This window comes from Microbacterium sp. Leaf159 (assembly GCF_001423615.1).
Taxonomy (GTDB): Bacteria; Actinomycetota; Actinomycetes; order Actinomycetales; family Microbacteriaceae; genus Microbacterium.
Window position 1 is genome coordinate 1,457,690 of the sequence record NZ_LMOU01000001.1, and the last position, 23,510, is coordinate 1,481,199.

At 68.2% G+C, this 23,510-nt stretch carries 24 protein-coding genes; 7 read left to right on the forward strand and 17 right to left on the reverse strand.

What is annotated here, in order from left to right:
* Positions 1-28 precede the first annotated feature (28 nt).
* A complete protein-coding gene (locus ASF80_RS06945) occupies positions 29-343 on the reverse strand; it encodes a DUF2277 domain-containing protein (protein ID WP_056309217.1) in 315 nt (104 codons plus the stop codon).
* 132 nt (positions 344-475) lie between these two features.
* On the opposite strand from ASF80_RS06945, the gene ASF80_RS06950 reads away from it, so the two are divergent.
* On the forward strand, positions 476-892 hold the full coding sequence (locus ASF80_RS06950) for a DUF4190 domain-containing protein (RefSeq protein WP_056309219.1): 417 nt from the start codon (positions 476-478) through the stop codon (positions 890-892).
* Between the two features lie 55 nt (positions 893-947).
* Here the strand turns inward: ASF80_RS06950 and guaB are convergent, their stop codons facing one another.
* A complete protein-coding gene (guaB, locus tag ASF80_RS06955; protein WP_056309221.1) occupies positions 948-2,450 on the reverse strand; it encodes an IMP dehydrogenase in 1,503 nt (500 codons plus the stop codon).
* Between the two features lie 300 nt (positions 2,451-2,750).
* Here guaB and ASF80_RS06960 point away from each other — a divergent pair, with 300 nt between their 5' ends.
* From ASF80_RS06960 to ASF80_RS06975, 4 genes are read left to right on the forward strand one after another with little or no spacing between them, the layout of a single operon-like run.
* Positions 2,751-4,067 (forward strand): branched-chain amino acid ABC transporter permease, encoded by a 1,317-nt coding sequence (locus ASF80_RS06960; RefSeq protein ID WP_056309223.1) that lies wholly within the window; start codon positions 2,751-2,753, stop codon positions 4,065-4,067.
* Positions 4,068-4,069: 2 nt separating this feature from the next.
* Positions 4,070-5,047 carry a branched-chain amino acid ABC transporter permease gene (locus ASF80_RS06965; protein ID WP_056309225.1) on the forward strand — a complete coding sequence of 326 codons (978 nt, stop codon included), beginning with the start codon at positions 4,070-4,072 and terminating at the stop codon, positions 5,045-5,047.
* Positions 5,048-5,093: 46 nt separating this feature from the next.
* Entirely contained in the window at positions 5,094-6,047 is a 954-nt protein-coding gene (locus ASF80_RS06970; protein ID WP_056311887.1) for an ABC transporter ATP-binding protein, read from the forward strand.
* A complete protein-coding gene (locus ASF80_RS06975; protein ID WP_056309227.1) occupies positions 6,044-6,799 on the forward strand; it encodes an ABC transporter ATP-binding protein in 756 nt (251 codons plus the stop codon). The genes ASF80_RS06970 and ASF80_RS06975 overlap by 4 nt, the downstream gene beginning before the upstream one ends.
* A 117-nt stretch (positions 6,800-6,916) precedes the next feature.
* Here the strand turns inward: ASF80_RS06975 and ASF80_RS06980 are convergent, their stop codons facing one another.
* The 3 genes from ASF80_RS06980 to groES all read right to left on the reverse strand — a co-directional run bounded on the left by ASF80_RS06980 (position 6,917) and on the right by groES (position 9,708).
* Entirely contained in the window at positions 6,917-8,185 is a 1,269-nt protein-coding gene (locus ASF80_RS06980) for an ABC transporter substrate-binding protein (protein ID WP_056309229.1), read from the reverse strand.
* A 144-nt stretch (positions 8,186-8,329) separates the two neighbouring features.
* A complete protein-coding gene (rarD, locus tag ASF80_RS06985; RefSeq protein WP_056311889.1) occupies positions 8,330-9,262 on the reverse strand; it encodes an EamA family transporter RarD in 933 nt (310 codons plus the stop codon).
* A gap of 149 nt (positions 9,263-9,411) precedes the next feature.
* On the reverse strand, positions 9,412-9,708 hold the full coding sequence (gene groES, locus ASF80_RS06990; protein WP_039394204.1) for a co-chaperone GroES: 297 nt from the start codon (positions 9,706-9,708) through the stop codon (positions 9,412-9,414).
* Between the two features lie 143 nt (positions 9,709-9,851).
* On the opposite strand from groES, the gene ASF80_RS06995 reads away from it, so the two are divergent.
* Positions 9,852-11,060, forward strand: a complete 1,209-nt coding sequence (locus tag ASF80_RS06995) for a class I SAM-dependent methyltransferase (protein WP_056309231.1) — start codon at positions 9,852-9,854, stop codon at positions 11,058-11,060.
* A 4-nt stretch (positions 11,061-11,064) separates the two neighbouring features.
* On the opposite strand, the gene ASF80_RS07000 is transcribed toward ASF80_RS06995, so the two are convergent.
* From ASF80_RS07000 to coaA, 11 genes are all read right to left on the reverse strand, one after another.
* Positions 11,065-12,282, reverse strand: a complete 1,218-nt coding sequence (locus ASF80_RS07000) for a hypothetical protein (protein WP_056309233.1) — start codon at positions 12,280-12,282, stop codon at positions 11,065-11,067.
* A complete protein-coding gene (locus ASF80_RS07005; protein ID WP_056309236.1) occupies positions 12,257-13,387 on the reverse strand; it encodes a hypothetical protein in 1,131 nt (376 codons plus the stop codon). The genes ASF80_RS07000 and ASF80_RS07005 overlap by 26 nt, the downstream gene beginning before the upstream one ends.
* Before the next feature lie 3 nt (positions 13,388-13,390).
* Positions 13,391-13,903, reverse strand: a complete 513-nt coding sequence (locus tag ASF80_RS07010; protein WP_056309238.1) for a hypothetical protein — start codon at positions 13,901-13,903, stop codon at positions 13,391-13,393.
* Positions 13,903-14,973, reverse strand: a complete 1,071-nt coding sequence (gene tsaD, locus ASF80_RS07015) for a tRNA (adenosine(37)-N6)-threonylcarbamoyltransferase complex transferase subunit TsaD (RefSeq protein ID WP_056309240.1) — start codon at positions 14,971-14,973, stop codon at positions 13,903-13,905. The genes ASF80_RS07010 and tsaD overlap by 1 nt, the downstream gene beginning before the upstream one ends.
* Positions 14,970-15,476 carry a ribosomal protein S18-alanine N-acetyltransferase gene (rimI, locus tag ASF80_RS07020; protein WP_056309242.1) on the reverse strand — a complete coding sequence of 169 codons (507 nt, stop codon included), beginning with the start codon at positions 15,474-15,476 and terminating at the stop codon, positions 14,970-14,972. The genes tsaD and rimI overlap by 4 nt, the downstream gene beginning before the upstream one ends.
* Positions 15,473-16,096: a tRNA (adenosine(37)-N6)-threonylcarbamoyltransferase complex dimerization subunit type 1 TsaB gene (tsaB, locus tag ASF80_RS07025; protein WP_056311891.1), complete on the reverse strand. Its 624-nt coding sequence runs from the start codon at positions 16,094-16,096 to the stop codon at positions 15,473-15,475. Before tsaB ends, rimI begins: the two co-directional genes overlap by 4 nt.
* 20 nt (positions 16,097-16,116) lie before the next feature.
* Complete coding sequence (tsaE, locus tag ASF80_RS07030) at positions 16,117-16,614, reverse strand: tRNA (adenosine(37)-N6)-threonylcarbamoyltransferase complex ATPase subunit type 1 TsaE (protein ID WP_056309244.1); 498 nt, start codon at positions 16,612-16,614, stop codon at positions 16,117-16,119.
* On the reverse strand, positions 16,611-17,717 hold the full coding sequence (gene alr / locus ASF80_RS07035) for an alanine racemase (protein ID WP_056309246.1): 1,107 nt from the start codon (positions 17,715-17,717) through the stop codon (positions 16,611-16,613). The genes tsaE and alr overlap by 4 nt, the downstream gene beginning before the upstream one ends.
* Complete coding sequence (locus ASF80_RS07040) at positions 17,714-18,073, reverse strand: holo-ACP synthase (protein WP_056309248.1); 360 nt, start codon at positions 18,071-18,073, stop codon at positions 17,714-17,716. The genes alr and ASF80_RS07040 overlap by 4 nt, the downstream gene beginning before the upstream one ends.
* A 182-nt stretch (positions 18,074-18,255) precedes the next feature.
* Positions 18,256-20,103: a glutamine--fructose-6-phosphate transaminase (isomerizing) gene (gene glmS / locus ASF80_RS07045; protein ID WP_056309251.1), complete on the reverse strand. Its 1,848-nt coding sequence runs from the start codon at positions 20,101-20,103 to the stop codon at positions 18,256-18,258.
* 57 nt (positions 20,104-20,160) lie between these two features.
* A complete protein-coding gene (coaA, locus tag ASF80_RS07050) occupies positions 20,161-21,105 on the reverse strand; it encodes a type I pantothenate kinase (RefSeq protein ID WP_056309253.1) in 945 nt (314 codons plus the stop codon).
* Between the two features lie 36 nt (positions 21,106-21,141).
* Between coaA and ASF80_RS07055 the strand changes: the two genes are divergently transcribed.
* Positions 21,142-22,086, forward strand: a complete 945-nt coding sequence (locus ASF80_RS07055; RefSeq protein ID WP_056309255.1) for a Ppx/GppA phosphatase family protein — start codon at positions 21,142-21,144, stop codon at positions 22,084-22,086.
* Between the two features lie 51 nt (positions 22,087-22,137).
* Here ASF80_RS07055 and glmM read toward each other — a convergent pair whose 3' ends face one another.
* Positions 22,138-23,496, reverse strand: coding sequence for a phosphoglucosamine mutase (gene glmM, locus ASF80_RS07060; protein ID WP_056309257.1), 1,359 nt, complete (start codon positions 23,494-23,496; stop codon positions 22,138-22,140).
* Between the last annotated feature and the right edge of the window lie 14 nt (positions 23,497-23,510).

The window sequence follows — 23,510 nt, forward strand, 5'->3', positions numbered from 1 at the left end:
ACTCGATCCCCCCGGGCATCCGGTCGCGTCAGGATGCGGTGCGCGCAGCCCGCTTCTCCTCCTGGAACACACGGATCGCCTCGTACCGCTCCGCCGATCGCGCACGGCGTTTGGTCGCCTCATCCTCGCGATTCTTGCGCGGCGCAGTGGTCGTCAGGTCATCGACGAGCGCTCTGGTGGCGCGCGCGATCTCTTCGACGGCACGATCGAAGACATCCTGGTTCACCCGGGACGGTGTGGTGGTCCCGGCGATCTTGCGCACGAACTGCAACGCGGCATCATGACACTCGTGGTCCGTGGCGGCGGGCTCGAGGTTGTTCAGAGGCACGATGTTGCGGCACATACCGGCACGGTACGCCGCGGCGCGGACATGCGGAAGACCTGGGACGAGGGATGGCGCGCGCAGTGCGCCCCTCAGTACTCTCGGCTAGGAGCGCGGCCACCCCAGCGACCGCCCACGCAGATCGGAGCGACCATGACGAACCCGCCACCGCCCGGAGACTCGCAGTACACCCCGCCGGCATGGGACGGCACCGCACCCGCCGCGGACCCGTCCACGAACCCCGCCGCATACCCGGTCGCCGGCCCCGGCTATGCGACCCCACCGCCCGCGCCGGCCGGGAACGGACTCGCGATCGCCGGACTCGTCCTGGCGTTCGTGGTCGCCCCGCTCGGCCTCATCCTCAGCATCGTCGCCGCCGTCAAGCTCGGCAAGGCGGGAGCCTCGAAGGGACTCGCCGTAGCGGGCATCATCGTCGGTGCGGTGATCACGATCCTGTGGATCATCGGCATCGTGCTGCTCGTGACGGTGTTCGCGAACCTGTTCTCGATGTGCGCCGACCTCGGTCCGGGCGTCTGGCAGGTCGACGGCGTCACCTACACCTGCAGCTGAGCACGCACAGGAGAAGGGGCCGGATGCTCTCGCATCCGGCCCCTTCTCATTCGTCTCAGCGCTTGTAGTTGGGCGCCTCGACCACGATCTGCACGTCGTGCGGGTGCGACTCCTTGAGCCCCGCAGCCGTGATGCGCACGAACTTGCCGCGCTGCTTGAGCTCCTCGATGGTGCGTGCGCCGACGTAGAACATCGACTGGCGCAGCCCGCCGACCAGCTGGTACGCGACAGCCGCCACGGGACCGCGATAGGGCACCTGGCCCTCGATGCCCTCGGGGATCAGCTTGTCGTCGCTGGGGACGTCGGCCTGGAAGTAGCGGTCCTTCGAGTACGAGGTCTGCTTGCCGCGGGTCTGCATGGCTCCGAGCGAGCCCATGCCGCGGTACTGCTTGAACTGCTTGCCCGACTGGAAGACGATCTCGCCCGGCGACTCGTCGGTGCCGGCGAGCAGCGAGCCGAGCATGACGGCATCCGCACCGGCGACGAGCGCCTTGGCGATGTCGCCCGAGTACTGCAGACCGCCGTCGGCGATCACCGGAACACCGGCGGGACGGGCGGCGAGCGATGCCTCGTACACGGCGGTGACCTGCGGCACACCGACTCCGGCGACGACGCGCGTCGTGCAGATCGAGCCGGGGCCCACGCCGACCTTGACGGCGTCGACGCCTGCATCGACGAGCGCCTGAGCACCCTCGCGGGTCGCGACGTTGCCGCCGATCACGTCGATGTGCGCGAAGCTCTCGTCGGCCTTGATGCGCTTGACCAGTTCGATCACTCCCTGGGACTGACCGTTCGCGGTGTCGACGACGAGCACGTCGACACCCGCGTCGCGCAGCGCCTCCGCACGCTCCCATGCGTCGCCGAAGAATCCGATCGCGGCACCGACGCGCAGACGCCCCTGGTCGTCCTTCGTGGCCAGCGGATACTTCTCGCTCTTGTCGAAGTCCTTGATGGTGATGAGGCCCGCGAGCTTGCCGTCTTCATCGATGAGCGGCAGCTTCTCGACGCGGTGATGCGCGAAGAGGGCGATGACCTCGCCTGCGGCGACGCCCACCGGTGCGGTGACGAGTCCCTCGGACGTCATGACGTCCTTCACGAACGTGGTCTGACGCTCGAAGCCCGAGACGAAGCGCATGTCGCGGTTCGTGATGATGCCGACGAGGCGTCCGTCGGCATCGACGACGGGAAGCCCCGAGATGCGGTACTTGGCGCAGAGCGCGTCGACCTCTTCGACGGTCGCGTCCGGCGTCGTCGTGATCGGGTCCGTGATCATGCCCGACTCGCTGCGCTTGACGCGGTCGACGTGGGCTGCCTGATCGGCGATCGACAGGTTCCGGTGCAGGATGCCGATACCGCCCTCACGTGCCATCGCGATGGCCATGCGCGACTCGGTCACGGTGTCCATCGCGCTGGAGAGCAGCGGAGTCGCGACCGAGATACGGCGAGTGATCCGCGACGAGGTGTCGGCCTCGCTGGGGATGACGTCGGTGTGCCCCGGAAGGAGCAGCACATCGTCGTACGTGAGTCCGACGAAGCCGAAGGGGTCGTGCTGGTCCATGGATTGTCCTCCTGCGGGCGCGATCTGGGCGAGGGTGTACCAATTCTAAGCGCGGGGAGGCTGAGGAAATTCCCGGGCCCGCGTGGGCGCCGCCCTCAGCACGAGCGCACGCCCCATCCGGTATTTCGCAACTTCGTGATGGGATCGTTCTCACCGTGAGCAGATCGTGCCTTGGTTGAAACAGAGCCGACACATTACGCTCATACCGTCGTACATCAAGGCCGATGAACAACCCTGTCATGGCCTGTGTACTCGGCTGGAGGTTCTGTGCGTCCGACGATCTCGGCGAATCGAAGCGGAATGCGATGGGTCATCATCCTTCTCGCGTCGCTGCTCGCCATCGCTTTCCTCTGGTTGCAGCCCCCGTCGGCCGCTTCCGCCGAAGAGACGGACGACGGGCAGGAGATCACCGATTTCTACTTCGCCGGCGTGATCACCTTCGACGACGACCCTGTCGAGGGCGTCGTGATGGCGATCAAGGGCAACGGATTCGAGGGCGAGACCGAGACCGACGCCGAGGGCAAGTGGCGCCTGTACGTTCCCGAGAAGGAGACGTACACGCTCACCGTCGACGAGGAGACCCTCCCCGACGGCGTGATCGTCGATGCCGCACAGCTGCCTGAGGGCACCCAGCCGATCGCAGGGACGACCGCCTCGTTCGAGGTCGAGTTCGGCCTGACCGGCACCAAGATCATGAACCTCTTCCTCGGCGAGGGAGAGCGCATGACCACGTCGTTCATCGATCAGCTGGCCTCCCGACTCGTGGGTGGGCTCAACTTCGGCCTGCTGCTGGCCCTGGCCTCGATGGGGGCGGCGCTGATCTACGGCACGACGCGCCTGTCGAACTTCGCCCACGCCGAGATGGTCACGTGGGGCGGCCTGGTCGCCCTCGTCACGACGAGCTTCTGGCACCTCCCCCTGTGGCTGGGCATCATCGCCGCGGTGGTCGGCGGTGGTCTCTTCGGCTGGGCACTCGACGCCGGCATCTGGCGTCCGCTGCGACGACGGGGTCTCGGGGTGGTGCAGCTGATGATCGTCAGCATCGGACTCTCGCTCGCACTTCGCTACGCCTTCCAGTACATGATCGGCGGCGGCACCAGGCAGCTCCCCGGGGCGAGCCCCGAGCCGTTCCGGTTCGGTCCGATCTCCCTGTCGTACATCGACCTGATCGGCATCGTCGTGAGCATCGTCGTGATCATCGGCGTCGCGTTCTTCCTCACACGCACCCGCATCGGCAAAGCCACTCGTGCGATCTCCGACAACCCGCAGCTCGCCGCAGCATCCGGCATCGACGTCGACAAGGTCGTCCGCTACGTCTGGATCCTCGCCGGCACGCTGGCCGCGATCTCCGGCATCCTGTGGGCGTACTTCCGCCCCGGCGTGAAGTGGGACATGGGCATGCAGATGCTGCTCCTCATCTTCGCCGCCATCACGCTCGGCGGCCTCGGCACCGCGTTCGGTGCCCTCGTCGGCTCGCTCATCGTCGGAATCGCGGTCGAGGTCTCGACCCTGTGGATCCCGTCCGACCTCAAGTACGCGAGCGCTCTCGTCGTGCTCATCGTGATCCTCCTGGTGAGGCCGCAAGGTCTGCTCGGACGCAAGGAAAGGTTGGGCTGACCATGGACTTCGGAAGCATCCTCTCCAACACCGCGGTCTATCTGCTCAGCCCGGTCACGATCGCCTACGCGTTGGCGGCGACGGGCCTTGCCGTGCACTTCGGCTATGCGGGACTCCTGAACTTCGGTATGGCCGCATTCATGGCCGTCGGCGGCTACGGCTACGCCATCTCGGTGCTGACCTTCGGTCTCCCCTGGTGGATCGGCATGCTGATCGGCCTCCTCGGCGGCGCGTTCTTCGCCGTGCTCCTCGGCATCCCGACGCTGCGACTGCGGGCCGACTACCTCGCCATCGCGACCATCGCGGCCGGTGAGATCGTGCGTCTGCTCTTCACGACGCAGATCTTCGACGAGTACACCAACTCGGCCGACGGACTCGCGCAGTTCAACGGCGGATTCCGCGACGCGAACCCGTTCCCCCCTGGCACCTACGGCTTCGGTCCGTGGACGTTCAGCGCCAACGACCTCTGGAACCGCGTGTTCGGGATCATCGTCCTCGCCATCGCGATCCTGCTCGTGTGGGCGCTGATGCGCAGCCCATGGGGCCGGGTACTCAAGGGCATCCGCGAAGACGAGGACGCCGTGCGCTCGCTCGGCAAGAACGTCTTCGCCTACAAGATGCAGGCGCTCGTGGTCGGTGGGATGATCGGCGCAGCGGGTGGGATCGTGTTCGTCCTCCCCTCCGCCGTGGTCCCCGGCAGCTACACCACCTCGCTCACGTTCTTCCTGTGGACCGTGCTGCTCCTCGGCGGCGCGGCGACCGTCTTCGGCCCCACTCTCGGCGCGATCCTGTTCTGGGTCGTGTTCGCGTTCATGGCGAACCTGCTTCCGGCACTGGCCAAGGCGGGCGTCCTGCCGATGTCCGACAGCCAGGCCTCGACGCTGGTGTTCATCTTCGTCGGCATCGCCCTGATGCTGCTCGTGATCTTCCGTCCTCAGGGCATCCTCGGAGACAAGAGGGAGATGACCTTTGTCAATTGAACCCACCCCCGACGAGAACGTCGAGGCGGCGCCCCAGACCGGGAGCATCCGTCGCCCCAAGACCACGGGGCTCGCGAAGGGCCCTGCGGCCCCCGGAGTACCCAAGGTCGACCCGATCCTCGTCGCAGACGCCGTACAGCGACGCTTCGGCGGCCTGACCGCCGTCGACGTCGACCACGTCGAGATCCCACGCGGGGCGATCACCGCTCTGATCGGTCCGAACGGTGCGGGCAAGACCACACTGTTCAACCTGCTCTGCGGGTTCGACAAGCCCAACAGCGGCACGTGGTCGTTCGACGGCAAGAACCTCTCCGGCGTACCCTCCTTCAAGGTGGCGCGCATGGGGCAGGTGCGCACGTTCCAGCTCACCAAGTCGCTGTCGCTTCTCACGGTGCTCGAGAACATGAAGCTCGGAGCCCCCGGCCAGCGCGGAGAGGGCTTCTGGTCGAGCCTCTTCCCGTTCCTGTGGCGCAAGCAGGATCAGGAGATCGAGGTGAAGGCGCGCGAACTTCTCGCCCGCTTCAAGCTCGACGCCAAGGAGAAGGACTTCGCGGCCTCGCTCTCGGGCGGTCAGCGCAAGCTCCTCGAGATGGCCAGGGCGCTCATGAGCGACCCGACCCTGGTCATGCTCGACGAACCGATGGCCGGCGTCAACCCTGCTCTCACGCAGTCACTCCTCGACCACATCCTCGATCTCAAGGGACTCGGGATGACGGTGCTTTTCGTCGAACACGACATGCACATGGTCCGCCACATCGCCGACTGGGTCGTCGTGATGGCAGAGGGACGCGTCGTCGCGGAGGGTCCGCCTGACGAGGTCATGGAAGACCCGGCAGTCGTCGACGCCTACCTCGGCGCCCACCAGGACGTCGATCTCGGCGCCGTCACCGGTCGCATCCCGGTGCTCGCCGATACGGCCGCCGTGAAGCTGCGCGAGCAGATCGAGGCAGAGGCAGAGGCAGAGCTCGCCGCCGAAGACACCGAGGAGGGACGCGCATGATCGATGACGCATCTGTGAAGAACGACGACATCGTCGTCGAGCTCAAGGACGTGCACGCCGGATACCTGCCGGGGGTGAACATCCTGAACGGCGCCAACCTCGTCGCACGCCAGGGCGAGCTGATCGGCATCATCGGGCCCAACGGCGCGGGCAAGTCGACGCTGCTGAAGTCGATCTTCGGCATGGTCAACGTGCGCAGCGGCGACATCACCGTGAACGGCGAGAGCATCGTCGGCCTCAAGGCCGACAAACTCGTCAAGCGCGGCGTGGCCTTCGTGCCGCAGACGAACAACGTCTTCCCGTCGCTCTCGATCGAGGAGAACCTGCAGATGGGGCTCTACCAGAACCCCAAGATCTACACGGAGCGTCTCGAGTTCGTCACCGGCATCTTCGCCGAGTTGGGCAAGCGCCTCAAGCAGCGTGCGGGCTCTCTCTCCGGTGGTGAGCGCCAGATGGTGGCGATGTCGCGGGCTCTCATGATGGATCCCTCGGTGCTGCTCCTCGACGAGCCCTCCGCGGGGCTCTCCCCCGTGCGTCAGGACGACGCGTTCATCCGCGTCTCCGACATCAACAAGGCGGGCGTCACCACGATCATGGTCGAGCAGAACGCACGACGCTGCCTGCAGATCTGCGACCGCGGCTACGTGCTCGACCAGGGCAAGGACGCCTACGAGGGCACCGGACGCGATCTGCTGAACGATCCGAAGGTCATCGGCCTGTACCTCGGAACGCTCGGCACCGACGCGGCCTGAGCGCTCACCACGACAGAGGGACGGATGCTTCGGCATCCGTCCCTCTTCTGTGTCCGCGCACTGCACCGGGAACGACGAAGGCCCCGGATGCTCAGCATCCGGGGCCTTCGCTCGTGATCAGTTGGTGCGGGAGATCAGGTTGTCCGCGCCGTAGACGTACGTGCCGATCGAGGCGCCCTGCGGGTCGCCGTTCTCGTCGAACGTGATCTCGCCGGAGTAGCCGTCGTAGTCGGCGGTGCCTCCGTCGTTGATGATCTTCGCGCAGTCAGCGAAGCTCGTGCACTTCTCACCGTCTCCGGTGCCGCCCGAGACCTCGGCCATCTTGGCCGCGATGTCCGCGCCCTCGGTCGAGCCTGCCGCAAGAGAGGCGAGTGCGACGAGCACGACGGCGTCGTATGCCTCGGCCGCGTACGTGAAGTCGTTGACCTCGGGGTTGCCCTCACCCGTCCAGAACGTCTGCAGACGGTCGGTGAAGTCGTCCTCGAGCGCCGGTCCCGGCTTGGTGCCCTGTGCGCCCTCGAGCGAGAACGGGAAGTTCGTGTCGGGCGACGAACCGTAGTCCGACAGGTTGCCGTCGACGAGGTAGAACTTGTCGGGCGAGATGCCCGCGTTCACCAGCAGCGGGGCGATGGTCTTGAACTGGTCGAACGACACGATCGCGACCGCGTCGGGGTTCTGAGCCTTGATCGTCTCGACCTGTGCGTCGAACTGACCGTCACCGACGTTGTACGACGCGTCTGCGACGACCTCGCCGCCGGCGCCCTCGAACGTCGACTTGATGTTCTCGAAGAGACCGGTGCCGTAGGCGTCGTTCTGGTAGATGACACCCAGCGTCTTGTGGCCGTCCTCGGCGATCAGGTTGCCGAGCACCTCGCCCTGGAGCAGGTCGCTGGGAGCGGTGCGGAAGTAGAGTCCGTTGTCGTCCCAGTCGGTGAAGTCGGGGCCGGTGTTGGACGCGGAGATCTGCAGGATGCCTGCGGAGACGTTGCCGTCGAGGATCAGGCGCGAGACACCGGATGCGGCGGCGCCGACGATCGCGGTGACTCCTGCACCCTGGAGCTTGGTGATCGAGGTCTCGTACGCCTTGGTGTCGGTGTCGCCCTCGTCTTCTGCGGTCAGGTCGATCGTGACGCCTGCTGCAGCGTCGTTGACCTCCTTGACGGCGAGTCCGACGCCGGATTCCATGGGCGGGCCCAGGAACGACAGCGATCCGGTCTGCGGCAGCAGCGAACCCAGCTTGAGGGTGAGGTCGGCGGACGATCCGCCACCGTCGGACGGCTCGTCCGAGGGCGTGCTGCTGCAGCCTGCGACGACCATCGCCGAGACGCTCAGCAGCGCGACTCCGGCGAGGATCTTGGCGCTGCGCGAGCGCGTGAATGCGGTCATGATGCTCCCTTGCGTGACTGGCCGTGGATTGTGACCACGGTCGGGTGCTCTAACACTAGGACTGAAAGGTCTCGCGTAGGGGTCGCCGATGTTTCGGTGCGTTAACGATCCGACACCGGGTTTCGCAGCCGTTGATCCGCCGGTTCAGACCAGCTCGGGCTGCGCGCTCCTCCGGCCTCGGCGGGCGGCCAGCAGCAGGTCGATGATGAACACGGCGATCGCGATCCAGACGATGACGAAACCGAGCCACCGCTCGAGCGGCATGGGCTCGCCCAGCACCGCTGCGCCGATGATGAACTGCATCACGGGAGTGACGAACTGGATCATCCCGATCACCGTGAGGTTGATGCGTCTCGTGCCCGCGGCGAACAGCAGGAGCGGCACGGCCGTGGCGACACCCGCGAAGGCGAGCAGCACGGCGTGCCACGCACCGTGGGCGCCCATCGTGATCCCGGTCGTCATCGCCACGACGATCAGCTGCACCACCGCGATCGGGATCAGCCAGAACGACTCGAGGGTGAGCCCGCTGATCGCGTCGACCGCGGGGCCGATCTTCTTCTTGATGAGTCCGTAGACGCCGAACGACGCGGTGAGCGACAACGCGATCCACGGGAACGAACCGTAGAAGAGGACGATCACGATCACCGCGACCGCGGCGATGCCGATCGCCGCCCACTGCAGCCTGCGGATGCGCTCCTTCAGCACGAACACACCGAGCAGCACGGTGGCGATCGGATTGATGAAGTAGCCGAGGCTCGTCTCGATGACGTGACCGTTGAGGGTTCCGATCAGGAAGACCTGCCAGTTGACGTAGATCAGGACTCCCGCGAGTGCAGTCCATCCCAGCAGCCTGGGCTGCCGGATGATCGCGCCGATCGCCGTCCAGCCGCGAGTCACCGTCAGCAGAAGGATGCAGAACACGAAGGACAGCAGCACCCGCCAGGCCACGACTTCCCACGGCCCCGTCGGCACGAGCAGCAGGAAGTAGAGGGGAAGGACGCCCCACAGCAGGTACGCCCCGCCGGCATACGCGACCCCCGCGGTCTGCGTCGCTCGGGCGGTGGCGGTGTTCGTCAGGGTCACCGCACAACCCTATTCCCGGCGCGAACAGGCTCCCGGCCCGGGGACCATCTCGGCCGGAGAATGGCAGGAATCGGTGGCCACGTGGCGGGATGCAGAAAGGGCCCGGATGCGAGAAGCATCCGGGCCCTTCCGAAGACGTTGTCTCAGCGGACGACGACTGCGAGCACGTCGCGCGCCGACAGGACGAGGTACTCGTCTGCGCCGAACTTCACCTCGGTGCCGCCGTACTTGCTGTACAGGACACGGTCGCCGACGGCGACGTCGAGCGGAACGCGGTTGCCGTTGTCATCGATGCGGCCGGGGCCCACGGCCACGACCTCGCCCTCCTGGGGCTTCTCCTTGGCGGTGTCGGGGATGACCAGGCCACTCGCGGTGGTCTGCTCGGCCTCGACCTGCTTGATGACGATGCGGTCCTCGAGCGGCTTGATGGAAACCGACACGGTCTACCTCTTCTTTCTTGACGCTGACAGGAAGACTTTTCGCACTCTCAACCCGAGAGTGCTAATCCAGTCTAGGCGCTTCGCTGGCACTCACGCAATGCGAGTGCCAATGCGCCGATCGGGCCGCCGCCTAAGCTGGGCAGGTGGAGATCTCCGAGCTGCGCGCCCTGCTCACGCCCGAGGGCCTCGAGCTGCTGGATGCACTCGGCCCGGTCGATCAGGTCGCCGACGTGGCCCGAGCCGTGTCGCGCCTGCGATCGGCCGGGCACTCCCCGGATCTCGTCTCGGCCGTGGTCGGGCAGGCGCACCTTCGAGTCAAGGCGAAAGCCAAGTTCGGAGACTTCGCGGCGAGGATGCTGTTCACCCGTGCGGGACTCGAGCAGGCGACGCGTCTCGGCGTCGCCGCCCGCCACGCGCAGCGGATGCGTCGGGCCGGAATCACGAGCGTCGCCGACCTCGGCTGTGGGATCGGCGGAGACGCCCTCGCCTTCGCCGGCGCAGGCCTCGACGTGCAGGCGGTGGACGCCGACGAGGTGACGGCCGCGATCGCGGCGTACAACCTCGCGCCCTTCGGCGAGAGCGCGGTCGTGAGACACGGTACGGCACAGGAGAACGTGCCGTCCGAGGTGAGCGGCACCGGGGCGATCTGGATGGACCCTGCTCGGCGCACCTCGGGGCACAGCGAGACGCGGCGAGTGTCGTCCGACGACTACTCGCCTCCGCTCGACTGGGCCTTCGACCTGGCGTCCCGCCGACCGACGGGCATCAAGCTCGGCCCCGGACACGATCGTGACTCCCTGCCCGCCGATGCCGAGGCGCAGTGGGTGAGCGCCGAGGGCAGCGTCGTCGAGCTGGTGCTGTGGACGGGAGCGCTCGCGCGTACGGGTGTCCGACGCTCGGCACTCGTGATCCGCGGCGAGCGCTCACACGAGATCACGGCCGGGACCGACGCGGAGGATGTCGCGGTGCGCGGACTCGGGGCATTCCTGCACGAACCCGACGGAGCGGTCATCCGCGCACGGCTGATCGGAGACGTCGGACGGAGCCTCGATGCGGGCATGCTCGATGAGCGCATCGCCTATCTGACCTCGGATGCCGCGCTGACGAGCCCGTTCGTGCAGTCGTTCCGGGTGCGCGAGACGATGCCGGCGAACCCCAAGGCGATCAGTTCCGTCCTCAAGGCGCATGACATCGGCACTCTCGAGATCAAGAAGCGCGGCATGGACGTCGATCCCGCGGCCTTCCGCAAGAAGCTCAGTCTCAAGGGGAGCCAGTCGGCGACGTTGATCCTCACCAGGATCGGCGACCAGCGGCGTGCGATCCTCGCCGACAGGGTGTCGGCGGCGGACTGACCGCTCACCCCTCGGTGTCGTCGGACGGGATCTCCACCTGGATCGGGTCCTGGTACTCCCCGCCCAGCTCCAGCGTCTCGCCGGGCCTCACGGTCGCCCCCGGGTTCACGGCCTCCACTGACGCCGCGTCTCCCGCTATCACGAGGTATGGGGTCTGGTTCGATGTGAAGGCCAGGGTGATCCTCCAGGCATCCTCGACCTCCCCTGAGCCGTCCACCGTCTCCCCGCCGAGGCTGAGGCCGGAGGACTGCGCCTGACCCAGCGGCCCGCACGCGATCCCGGCGATCGCGTCGACCACCAGGCAGTCCTCGGCGGTCGCTCCCTCGAGACGCTGGCCGTACCAGATCGGCGCATCCCGGAAATAGCCCACGACCGAGATGGAGTACTCCTGGAAGCCCTGCTGCAGGAGCTCCTCCGCCCGCACGCGCTCCTCACCCGGGAACTGCGACAGCCAGTCGTTCTCCGAGCTCGGCCACCGCTGGATGATCGCGACGAGCTCACCCTCTGTCGTCCGCACGGCAGACGCCCATATCTGTTCGGCATCCTCGCTCTCGCCCTCTCCGGAATCGAGGTTCACCGAGACACCGACAGCGTTGCCGTTCTGGACGTCCTCGCTCCGCTGGCACTGCGTCGCGGAGTCCTGCGGGGTGTCGAGTATGAGGCAGACCATCTCGCCGTCCTCCTTGGTCGCGTGCCAGACCAGGACATCCTCCTCCTGTCCGATCGCCCGCAGGCTTCCGGCGTCGTACCCGCCGTCTGCCTGGAGTTCTGCGCGCCGCTCCTGTTGATCCGCGGTGAGCTCGACTCCTCCCGCCCGACCGAACAGGGCCCACCCGGCCGCCAGCCCGACCACCAGCAATACGGCGGAGGCGGCGGCGATCGCCTTCCAGTGCCGTCGAAGGGCAGGGCGCAGAGCGGTCGTCTCGCGAGCGTGCACGTCGCCGGTCGGTGCGTTCGTGTCCGCCGCATCCGCCGAGTCGTCGTCGACGGACTCCTCAGCGACGGACCCATCAGGCGATTCCCCGTCGGACGATTCCCCGTCGGTCGTCTCCGGTACGGCAGCGTCCGATGCCGCAGTCGCTGTCGGCTTCGCCCCCCTGATCGCCTCGAGTGCACGCAACCGTGCGGCATCCGCATCGGTCAGACCGCCGTCGCGCCCGTAGGCTTTCACCTGCAGGGCGCGCAGCTCGGCGGCTTCACTCTCCTGCAGCATCGTCGGCACCCGGTCCCTTCGTCACGGTGAGGTACTGCTGACCGTAGCTGAATCGGTACTCGTAGCGCGTGATCTCGCCGTCATCGGTGCCGGCGACGTCGAGCACCAGCGTGCGGTCGGCATCGGCGAGCATCAGACTGTCGTCGCACACCATCGGGGGATCCGGCATCGATCCGTCGTAGACGAGGCAGTACCGCTGCGTCGACATGTCGATCCCGGTCCAGATCGGCACGTCGTCGTCGTAGCCGGCGACCATGATGCTGCGGCTGTCGAGACCGGTCTTCTCGGCGAGGGCCGCCGCAGCCTCCGCCTCGGCCTGGCTGGCGAACGTCGACGTCGACTGCGGAGACGCGATGTAGCTGCGGGCGATGACCGCCGGCCGGCCGTCCGCGGTGAGGAACATCTGCGCCTGGATGTCGTAGCTCTGAGACGCGTCGACGGCCTTCGTGAGCGTCGCGTTCACACCCTGGATCGTCGCCTGCTCACGGGTGGTGCACGCGGGAGCGGTGGCATCGGCGCTGGCGAGCACGAGGCAGACGTCTGCGCCGTCGTTCTTGGTCGCGAACGAGATGACGACGCCCTCCTCCTCCACCATCGCGCGGAGAGAGCCCGAGTCGAAGTCGCCCGACGCCACGATCGCGCTCTGCCACCCCTGCTGCTCCGCGGTCAGCGGGATGGGGGCAGCGCCTCGGTCGGAGAACAGCAGCCAGCCGACCGCGACTCCGATGAGGGCGAACCCCACGGCGATGGCGAGTGCGAGCCTCCAATGCCGTCGCAGGGTCGCGGCGAGGCGCTCGCCCCGCGAGTCGGCATCCGCCCCGGCACGATGACCCGGTGGCGCGGCGGTATCAGCCCCGGCGAAGCGCGCGGCGGCCGAGGCGGCCGTCGCAGGCACCGGTGCGACCGTGGCCACCGACGGCGCCGTCACCGGGGCGATGACCTGCTCCGGCACCTGCGGTCGGGGCTTCTCCGTCGTCCGCGACTCGCGCTCCGACGTTCGCGCCGCCTCCAGCTCGCGCAGGCGCGTCACCTCGGGTTCACTCAGCGCACCGGAACGACCGTAGGCGCGTGCCTGCAGGGCACGCAGCTCGACGGCGTCCTCGGCGTCGAGCATCCGCTAGCCGAGCCTCTCGAACTGCATGCCTGCCCACACCAGCCATCCGAGGCTGTACACGGTCGCGCACAGGCCGAGGACGAGCGCCCATCGCGCGATCGCGCGGCTCTCGACCGGCCGCCGCAACGACATGATCGCCGCGATCACCGCGACGACGGCGATCGGAACGCCCCAGCCGACGAAGAAGGACGCCACCAGAGCCACGATCGCCGCCATCAGCGCCCACGGCGCGAGCCTGGTGTCATCGACGGCTGCATCCGAGGTCGACGGCTGCCACTCGGCATCGTGACCGATGTCGTCAGCGACCGGTCCGCTCACGACCACCGGTTCGATACCGACCGGTCCCGTGGGCAGCTTGGTGTAGCCGTCACGCCGTGCGCCCGGAATCCGCGCCGAGCCGGCCGGGTGCTCGACCTCGCCGCTGGGCCCCTCGATCCTCGGACGAGGGAGGGCGGCATCCGGCACGGCAGCGGGGTCGCCTCCGTGCGGAGCGGGGGTGCGGGGAACGTCGCTCATCACATCACCGAGACGCGCTCATCGACCTGGATCTCGGTGACGGGCAGGGTCGAGTCCGCGCCGAACGCGAATGTCGACGGGCGGCGGCCCGACGCGATCAGCTCGGCTGCGAGAGCCGCGATCATCGCCCCGTTGTCGGTGCACAGAGACAGCGGAGGGATGCGGACCGTGACGCCCGCGGCCTCGGCCCTGGCGAGCGCGACCTCGCGCAGTCGACGGTTGGCGATGACGCCGCCTCCGAGCAGCAGACGGGGGACACCGAGGTCGGCACAGGCGGCGAGCGCCTTGGTCACCAGCACATCCACGACGGCCTCACGGAAGCTCGCAGCCACATCGGCGACGGGCACGGGCACGCCGTCTGCCTCGCAGCGCTCCACCCAGCGCGCGACGGCCGTCTTGAGGCCCGAGAACGAGAAGTCATAGCGGTGCTTCGCCAGGTCCGACGCCCGGGAGAGGCCCCGCGGGAACCGGATGGCTTTCGGATCGCCGTCGAGGGCTGCCCGATCGATCTCCGGCCCGCCCGGATACGGCAGCGACAGGAGGCGGGCGACCTTGTCGAAGGCCTCACCGGCCGCGTCGTCCATCGTCTCGCCGAGCATCTCGACGTCGGTGGTGAGGTCGCGCACGTGGAGCAGCGACGTGTGTCCACCCGAGACGAGCAGCGCGATCGTCGGATACTCCAGAGGATCGGAGTCAGGGGTGAGGATGTCGGCCGCGATGTGGCCCACGAGATGGTTCACCGCGTACAGAGGCTTGTCGAGCGCCACGGCGAGGCCCTTGGCCGCACCCACGCCGACCATGAGCGCGCCGGCGAGGCCGGGGCCGCTCGTCACGGCCACCGCGTCGAGGTCGTCGAGTCGCACACCCGCCTCGGCTAGAGCCGCGTCGATGGACGGCTGCAGCGCCTCGAGGTGCGCACGTGCCGCGACCTCCGGAACGACTCCTCCGTAGCGGGCATGCTCGTCCATGCTCGAGGCGATCGTGTTCGACAGCAGGGTGCGCCCGCGCACGATCCCGATCCCGGTCTCGTCGCAGCTCGTCTCGATGCCCAGCACCAGCGGTTCGGTCATGCGGTGGCCTCCTTCGCGGCATCCGTGCTCGCCTCGTCCTGATGGGCGGAACGAGGATGCTGCAGGGCGAGTCGCATCACGATCGCATCGACGTCATCGGGCTGGTAATACCGCGGACGGCGGCCGATCTCCTCGAACCCCTCGGACAGGTACAGTCCTTCGGCACTCGGGTTGTCGGCGCGGACCTCGAGGAAGACCTCACGGGCGCCTCTCTGCCCCGCGGCGTCGAGCAACGCACGCAGCAGCGCGCGCCCTCGCCCCGCGCCTCGGTGGTCGGCGTCGAAGGCGATCGTCTGGATGTCGGCATCCCGAGAGCCCTCGAGGGCTCGGACTCCCCCGTAGCCGATGATCGCACCGTCGAGGTCGTCGACGAGGTAGCGCCCATGCGGACTGGCGAGCTCGAGCGCCATGGCCTGCGGGCTCCACGCGTCGGTGGGGAAGGATCGGTGCTCGATCGCCATGATGGCGTCGAGGTCGTCCGGAGTGGCGTCGCGCAGAGTCACCGGCCCACCTTCTTCGGCGCGCCGGGCACGGTCACATCGGGGTGTCGCAGGTACAGCGGCTCGTCACCTGCGAGGGTGCGCCCCGCGGCCACGGCCCTGGCACCCACACGGGCGAGGTCCACGGCCGAGAGGGTCGCGACGTCGATGCGACGGACCCCGCCGAGGTGCTCATCCGCGTCCGCGCTCGGCACCAGCCTCGTGTCGACGGTCACGAGCGGGATGCCGTCGGCGTCCGTCCCGTCGAACACCGTGACCGCCACCTCACGACGACGCGCGTCCGTGACGATCGCGAACGGCCCCGAGACGGCATCCCGTTCGATCGCGGTGAGTGCCGCAGCGAGATGGCTCGGCACGGGGATGACGGGGATTCCGCGCCCCAGCGCGAATGCGCGCGCGGCCGCGATGCCGATGCGGAGTCCGGTGAAGGGGCCGGGCCCCATTCCGGCGACCACGTGGCCGATCTCCCCGCGTCCGGTCCCGCTGATCGCTCGGACCAGCAGATCTCCGATGACCTCGGCGTGCCCGAGGGGGTCTGCGGCGGAGGCGTCGGAGAGACGGGTGCCGTCGTCGTCGATGAGGGCGAGGGCGGTGCCCAGGGAGGTGTCGACGGCGAGGATCACCTCTCCAGGGTAGTCGGCGATCAACCGGCGATCGCTGAGCGTCCGCCGCGCATGATCGTCACATGCCGCGGAGCGTCGGCATCGAGCGCGGACGGGTCCAGATCGTCGTCGCCGCCGACAGGACGCTCGAGCTCGATGTCCCACCAGGTGTCGGCGAGGTCCTCGGCCAGCCCGCGCCCCCATTCGATCACGACGACCGAGCGGGCGAGGTCGAGATCGAGGTCGTCGAGCTCCGCTCCGGAGCCGAGACGGTAGGCGTCCACATGCACCAGCGGCGCACGTCCGACGAGTGAGGGGTGCGTCCGCGCGATCACGAAGGTCGGGCTCTGCACCGGACCACGCACGCCGAGGCCCTCGGCGAGCCCTCGCGTGAACGTCGTCTTGCCGGCGCCGAGGGGTCCGGTGAGTATCAGCAGGTCTCCCGCGTCGAGCTGCTCGCCGATGCGGAAGCCGAGCTGCTCCATCGCCTCCGAGGTCTCGATGTCGCGGCGTCCGAGGAAGCCCGGTTCGACGCTCATGCCGACCGCCGGGCGACACGTGCGCCGATGCGCGTCACGATCTCGTAGTTGATGGTCGAGGCGGCGTTCGCCCATTCCGCCGCCGACGGGACTCCGAGTGTCGGGTCGCCGAACAGCACGACCTCGTCGCCGATCGACACGGGCGCATCGCCCACGTCGACCACGAACTGATCCATCGCGATGCGGCCGACGTTCGTGTAACGGCGTCCGCCGATCGACACGGGCAGCCGGCCGGATGCGTGTCGGGGCACGCCGTCGGCATAGCCCAGCGGCACGAGCACGAGAGTGGTGTCGTGCGGCGCGCGGTGGTCGTAGCCGTACGAGACTCCCGCACCGGCCGGCACCCTGCGCACAGCGGCGATCGCACCCCGCAGCGTCATGGCGGGGCGGAGACCCAGCTCGGCGGACGAGCGGTCCTCGAACGGCGAGAGTCCGTAGATGCCGACGCCGATGCGGACCGCATCCAGGCGCATCTCCGGCAGGTCGATCGCGGCAGCCGTCGCCGCGATGTGGCGGATCTCCGGACGGATGCCGAAGGATGCCGCGGCGGCGACCCCCTCCTCGAATTTCGCCAGGGCGTCACGGTCGTCCTGCGCGGAGGTGTTCGACAGATGGCTGAACAGCCCGATGATGCGAAGGCGTCCGATGCGCTCGAGACGAGCCGCCTCCGCGAGCACACGACGCCAGTCGGCGGGCGCGATCCCGTTGCGCGACAGCCCCGTCTCGAACTTGAGGTGCACACCCACCGGACGATCGACGGACGCCGCGGCCCCCGCGGCCTCGAGCTGATCGAACGACGAGATGCCGACCTCGATGTCCTGCTCGGCGGCCTGCTCGAACCGCTCGCCCGGCGCGTGCAGCCACGCCACGATCGGCGCGGTGATGCCCTGTCGTCGCAGCTCGAGGGCCTCGGGGATCTCGGCGACGCCGAGACGCGTCGCACCGCCGGCGAGCGCTGCGACAGCCGCCGCGGCGGCGCCGTGGCCGTAGGCGTTCGCCTTGACGACGGCGATGACCTGCACGCCGGTGAGCCGACGGAAGTGGCGGACGTTGTCGGTGATGGCATCCAGGTCGATGCGCGCTTCACGGAACGGAACGGTCACAGCGGCTCTCCTTCGGCGACGACGAATGCGGCGGCGAGCCCCGCGTCGTGAGTGAGTGTCAGATGCAGTCGGGTGATGCCACGCTCGGCGACCACCTCGGCTGTGGTTCCCGTCAACACGAAATGCGGTCGCCCTGAGGCCTCGGAGGCGATCTCGATCTCGATCCAGTGGACTCCGTCAGAGCCACCGAGAGTCTTGATCAGGGCCTCCTTCGCGGCGTACCGCGCGGCGAGGGACGGAAGCCGCAGCGCCCGCTCCCCCGGCGCAAACAGTCGCTCCAGAAGTCGTGGCGTGCGCTCGAGTGTGCGCTCGAACCGCGGGATGTCCACGAGGTCGATGCCGGTCCCGATGATCACCAGTTCAGCCTAGTCGCGGCATCCCCTGGCGGCTGTCGCCACGGCCCCTCGGCCACCTGCCGCCCCGGAAACCCGAATCCATGCTCAAAAAACGGATGCATGTCCAGATCGCTGATCCGGGCATGCATCCGTGATTCTGACCTGCACGTGTACAGGCGGGGCCGACGAGCGCCGGCTAAGCGTTACTCGACGGTGACGGACTTCGCGAGGTTGCGGGGCTGGTCGACGTCGAGTCCCTTCGCGGTGGCGAGCGCCATGGCGAAGATCTGCAGCGGCACCACAGCGAGAAGCGGCTCGAACATCGCACCGGCGAGCGGGATGCGGATGACCTCGTCGGCGAACGGCAGCACCGCCGCGTCGCCCTCTTCGGCGACCACGATCACCCGAGCACCGCGAGCGCGGATCTCCTGGATGTTGGAGACGACCTTCGAGTGCACCACGGCCGAGTGACGCGGCGAGGGCACCAGGACGAAGACGGGCTGTCCCGGCTCGATCAGCGCGATCGGACCGTGCTTGAGCTCGCCCGCGGCGAAGCCCTCGGCATGGATGTACGAGATCTCCTTGAGCTTGAGCGCGCCCTCGAGCGCGATCGGGAAGCCCACGTGGCGACCGAGGAACAGCACAGAGCGGGTGTCTGCCATCCAGCCCGCGAGCTGAGTGACGTGCTCCTGCTCGCTCGAGAGCACCTTAGCGATCTTCTCGGGCAGTGCCGTGAGCTCGGCGACGTCGACGGAGGCATCCTCGACGGATCCGCGTACGCGGCCCATGTGCAGGCCGAGCAGCAGCAGAGCGGTGATCTGCGCCGAGAACGCCTTGGTCGACGCGACCGCGACCTCGGGGCCGGCGTGCGTGTAGACCACGGCATCAGACTCGCGCGGGATCGTGGCGCCCTGGGTGTTGCAGATCGAGAGCGTGCGCGCACCGCGCTCGCTCGCGTACTTCACGGCCATCAGGGTGTCCATGGTCTCACCCGACTGGCTGATCGAGACGACGAGGGTGTCATCGCCGATCACCGGGTCGCGGTAGCGGAACTCGTGGGCGAGCTCGACGTCGACCGGGATGCGGGCCCACTGCTCGATCGCGTACTTGCCGACGAGCGCCGAGTACGCGGCGGTTCCACACGCGGTGATGATGATGCGATTGATGCCGATGAACAGGTCGTCGAGACCCTCGAGTTCCGGGATGACGACCTGGTCGCCCTGGATGCGACCGCGGATCGTGTTGGCGACGGCCTCGGGCTGCTCGGAGACCTCCTTGGCCATGAAGCTCGACCATCCGCCCTTCTCGGCGGCGGCGGCGTCCCACGAGACGTCGAACGGCTCGGCCTCGACCGGCGTGCCGGCGAAGTCGGTGACGGTCACGGCGTCAGGGGTGATCGAGACGATCTGGTCCTGCCCGATGGCGAGCGCCTTGCGGGTGTGCTCGATGAACGCGGCGACGTCGGACCCGAGGAAGTTCTCTCCCTCGCCGAGGCCGATCACCAGAGGCGAGTTGCGGCGGGCGCCGACGACGAGCCCCGGGTGGTCCTGATGCATCGCGAGAAGGGTAAACGCACCTTCGAGGCGGTTGACCACACCGCGGAACGCCAGCTGCAGGTCACCGCCGTTGTTGCGGTATTCACGGCCGAGGAGCGCGGCGGCGACCTCGGTGTCGGTCTCGCTGCGGAAGCTGACGCCGTCTGCGAGCAGCTCGTCACGCAGCGCGGCGAAGTTCTCGATGATGCCGTTGTGGATCAGAGCGAGGCGATCGTCATCCGCGAGGTGCGGGTGCGCGTTCTCGTCGGTGGGACCGCCGTGGGTGGCCCAACGCGTGTGCCCGATGCCCGTGTTGCCATCCGGAAGCGACGAGTCGGCGAGCGAATCGCGCAGCACGGCGAGCTTTCCCGCCTTCTTGCGCATGCCGAGCGTTCCCTCGCCGTCGATGACGGCGACACCAGCGGAGTCATAGCCGCGGTACTCGAGGCGGGCGAGGCCGGCGAGCAGGATGTCCTGGCTGGGCCGCGGGCCCACGTATCCGACGATTCCACACATGTGGTCAAGAGTAAGCCGGGCTTTTTGCGAAGGTTCCGAACGAAACCCTCCGCCCGATCAGAGCTTGCGGAGCAGCACGCTCTCGACGCTGTGATCGACGCCCTTGTTGAGCACCAGACGGGCTCGGTGCTTGGTCGGCATGACGTTCTCGACCAGGTTCGGCATGTTGATCTCGTTCCAGTAGCCGAGGGCGGTCGTGATCGCCTCGTCATCGGTGAGGTGCGCGAAGACGTTGAAGTACGACGACGGGTTCGAGAACGCTCCCTGCCGCAGCGCGAGGAAGCGATCGACGTACCACTTCTCGATGTGCGACGTGTCGGCGTCGACGAAGATCGAGAAGTCGAAGAGGTCGCTGACCGCGACGTCGTTGGGCGCAGGCGGGGGCTGAAGGACGTTCAGTCCCTCGACGATCACGACGTCCGGGCGGCGCACGACGACGTGCGCGTCACGGACGATGTCGTAGCGCATGTGCGAGTAGAAGGGCGCCCGCACCTCGGCCGCCCCGCTCTTCACCTCGGTGAGGAACTCGAGCAGCGCCCGCCTGTCGTAGGACTCCGGGAAGCCCTTGCGCTCCATGAGTCCCCTGCGCTCGAGCTCGGCGTTCGGATAGAGGAACCCGTCGGTCGTCACGAGCTCGACGCGCGGTGTGCCCGGCCACCGGCTCATCAGCTCGCGCAGCAGGCGGGCGATCGTCGACTTTCCCACCGCCACAGAGCCGGCGACACCCACAACGAACGGCGTGGTCGAGTCGTCCTCCTGGAGGAAGGAGCTCGTCGCGGCACCCAGACGCTTCGTCGCCGTCGCATAGAGGCTGAGCAAGCGACTCAAAGGCAGGTAGACCTCGCGGACCTCGGTGAGGTCGAGCCGGTCTCCGATGCCGCGGAGCTCGACGACTTCGGTCTCGGTCAGCGGCTGGTCGAGTCCCGCCGCCAATCGCGCCCATTCGTCACGACCGATCTCTCGATACGGAGACAGCGGCAGCGTGGGGTCGGCGGTGGTCACGCATACATCGTAACGGCGCGCGAGTAGTCTCTATCCGTGCGCCTCGGAGTCCTCGACATCGGTTCCAACACCGTCCATATGCTCGCCGCCGATGTCCGCCCCGGCGGCAGGCCCCTGGCGAAGACCAGCGACCGCACTGTTCTGCGTCTGATGAGATATCTCACCGACGACGGGGCCATCTCCGAAGAGGGCGTGGCCGCGCTCGAGTCCGCTGTCGCGCAGGCACGGCAGGTCGCCGAAGCCGAACGGGTGGACGAGCTGCTCGCCACCGCCACGAGTGCGGTGCGCGACGCCCGCAACGGGGCCGAGGTGATCGCCCGGATCGAGGCGGCCCTCGGGCAGCCGCTGCAGGTTCTCGACGGCGAGACCGAGGCGGAGCTGACGTTCCTCGCGGTCCGCCGCTGGTTCGGCTGGTCAGCCGGACAGCTGCTGCTCCTCGACATCGGCGGCGGTTCGCTCGAGGTCGCGGCCGGAGGCGACGAGATGCCGGACGCCGCGGCATCCGTCCCGCTGGGAGCCGGACGTATGACCGTGCAGTTCCTCCCGCACGACCCTCCCGGCGAGGAGGATGTCGAGCGCCTGCGCGAGCACGCGACCGCGACGCTCGCCGAGGTCCTCCCCCGGTTCACGGCGCTCCCCCGCCCGGACCATGTCGTGGGCTCTTCGAAGGCGATCCGCTCGCTGGCGAGACTCGCCGGCTATCCGGTTCCCGGCTGGTCGGGCATCCAGCGGATGGTCCTGCCCCGCGCCTCTCTGGGATCGTGGATCCCGCGGCTCGCTCGCCTTCCCGCATCCGCGCGGCAGGAGCTTCCCGGGATCACCGCAGACCGCACGTTCCAGATCGTCGCCGCGGCGGTCTCGCTGCACACTGCCATGACCGCGCTGGACGTGGACGAGCTCGAGGTCTCACCCTGGGCACTCCGAGAGGGCGTGCTGCTGCGTTACATCGAGCAGCTGAACTGGAACGCGCCGCGCGGCTGACCTGAGGCCAGTGCCACGCGGCGCGCTCGACTGTTCAGAAGGAGTGGCGCTTCAGAGCGAAAGGCGCTCGCGCACGACGTCGACCAGACGATCGGCGTACGCCTGAGCCGAATCGGCATCCGCCGCCTCGACCATGACGCGGACGAGCGGCTCGGTGCCGGACTTGCGCAGCAGCACCCGACCGGTCTCGCCGAGCTCCGCCACGACCTCGCGGACCGCAGCCTGCACGACCTCATCCGAGTCGACAGCGTCCTTGTCGACATCACGGACGTTGATGAGGACCTGCGGGTAGACCTTCATCACGCCCGCGAGTTCGGCGATCGTCTTGTTCTGGCGTGCCATCTCGGCGACCAGGTGGAGCCCTGTCAGCAGGCCGTCACCGGTGGTGGCGTACTCGCTCATGATCACGTGGCCCGACTGCTCACCGCCGAGGGCGTAGCCGCCGGCGTTCATGTCCTCGAGGACGTAGCGGTCGCCGACCGAGGTCTGACGGACCGTGATTCCCTGCTCGCGCATCGCGACGTGCAGGCCGAGGTTGCTCATCACGGTGGCGACGAGGGTGTCGTCGGTGAGGTGACCGCGTTCCTTCATCGAGACCGCGAGGATCGCCATGATCTGATCACCGTCGATGACGTTTCCCTGCGCGTCGACGGCCAGGCAGCGGTCGGCGTCGCCGTCGTGGGCGATGCCGATGTCTGCTCCGAGCCTGACGACGGCTTCTGCGAGCTGGCCGAGGTGGGTGGAGCCGACACCGTCGTTGATGTTCCAGCCGTCGGGGTCGGCACCGATCACGGTGACATCGGCACCCGCATCGCGGAAGGTCTCAGGAGACACACCGGATGCGGCGCCGTGCGCGCAGTCGAGGACGACCTTGATGCCGTTGAGTCGGTTCGGCAGCGAGCCGAGGAGGTGAACGACATAGCGGTCCTCCGCGTCGGAGAACCGATCGATCCGGCCGACTCCGGCGCCGGTCGGGCGGAGCTTGTCGCCCGCCATCGCTTCTTCGATGCGCTGCTCGACCACGTCGGGGAGCTTCACGCCGCCCCGGGCGAAGATCTTGATGCCGTTGTCGGGCGCGGCATTGTGCGACGCCGAGATCATCACGCCGAAGTCGGCGTCACGGTCGGCGACGAGGAATGCGAGCGCCGGCGTCGGGATGACTCCGGCCTCGAGCACGTCGACGCCGGAGGACGCGAGACCCGCCGAGACCGCGGCAGTCAGGAAGTGACCGGAGACCCGAGGGTCGCGGGCCACGACTGCGGTGAGTCGCTTGCCTTCGGCTTTGCGAGCCTCCGCAGTACGGCCCTGGCCCAGGACGACAGCAGTCGCCTGGGCCAGGGTGAGCGCGAGGTCGGCGGTGAGGATGCCATTGGCAAGCCCTCGCACGCCGTCCGTGCCAAAGATCGGCATCGGAGCGGTGGACC

Excerpts from the sequence above, each read along its gene's own strand:
- glmS (WP_056309251.1), bottom strand. The coding sequence starts at position 20,103 with ATGTGTGGAATCGTCGGATACGTGGGCCCGCGGCCCAGCCAGGACATC.
- ASF80_RS07005 (WP_056309236.1), bottom strand. The coding sequence starts at position 13,387 with ATGCTCGACGCCGAGGACGCCGTCGAGCTGCGTGCCCTGCAGGCACGC.
- ASF80_RS07010 (WP_056309238.1), bottom strand. The coding sequence starts at position 13,903 with ATGAGCGACGTTCCCCGCACCCCCGCTCCGCACGGAGGCGACCCCGCT.
- ASF80_RS06980 (WP_056309229.1), bottom strand. The coding sequence starts at position 8,185 with ATGACCGCATTCACGCGCTCGCGCAGCGCCAAGATCCTCGCCGGAGTC.
- ASF80_RS06965 (WP_056309225.1), top strand. The coding sequence starts at position 4,070 with ATGGACTTCGGAAGCATCCTCTCCAACACCGCGGTCTATCTGCTCAGC.
- ASF80_RS06950 (WP_056309219.1), top strand. The coding sequence starts at position 476 with ATGACGAACCCGCCACCGCCCGGAGACTCGCAGTACACCCCGCCGGCA.
- tsaE (WP_056309244.1), bottom strand. The coding sequence starts at position 16,614 with ATGAGCGTCGAACCGGGCTTCCTCGGACGCCGCGACATCGAGACCTCG.
- guaB (WP_056309221.1), bottom strand. The coding sequence starts at position 2,450 with ATGGACCAGCACGACCCCTTCGGCTTCGTCGGACTCACGTACGACGAT.
- ASF80_RS06975 (WP_056309227.1), top strand. The coding sequence starts at position 6,044 with ATGATCGATGACGCATCTGTGAAGAACGACGACATCGTCGTCGAGCTC.
- ASF80_RS06960 (WP_056309223.1), top strand. The coding sequence starts at position 2,751 with ATGCGATGGGTCATCATCCTTCTCGCGTCGCTGCTCGCCATCGCTTTC.
- tsaD (WP_056309240.1), bottom strand. The coding sequence starts at position 14,973 with ATGACCGAACCGCTGGTGCTGGGCATCGAGACGAGCTGCGACGAGACC.
- ASF80_RS06945 (WP_056309217.1), bottom strand. The coding sequence starts at position 343 with ATGTGCCGCAACATCGTGCCTCTGAACAACCTCGAGCCCGCCGCCACG.
- glmM (WP_056309257.1), bottom strand. The coding sequence starts at position 23,496 with ATGCCGATCTTTGGCACGGACGGCGTGCGAGGGCTTGCCAATGGCATC.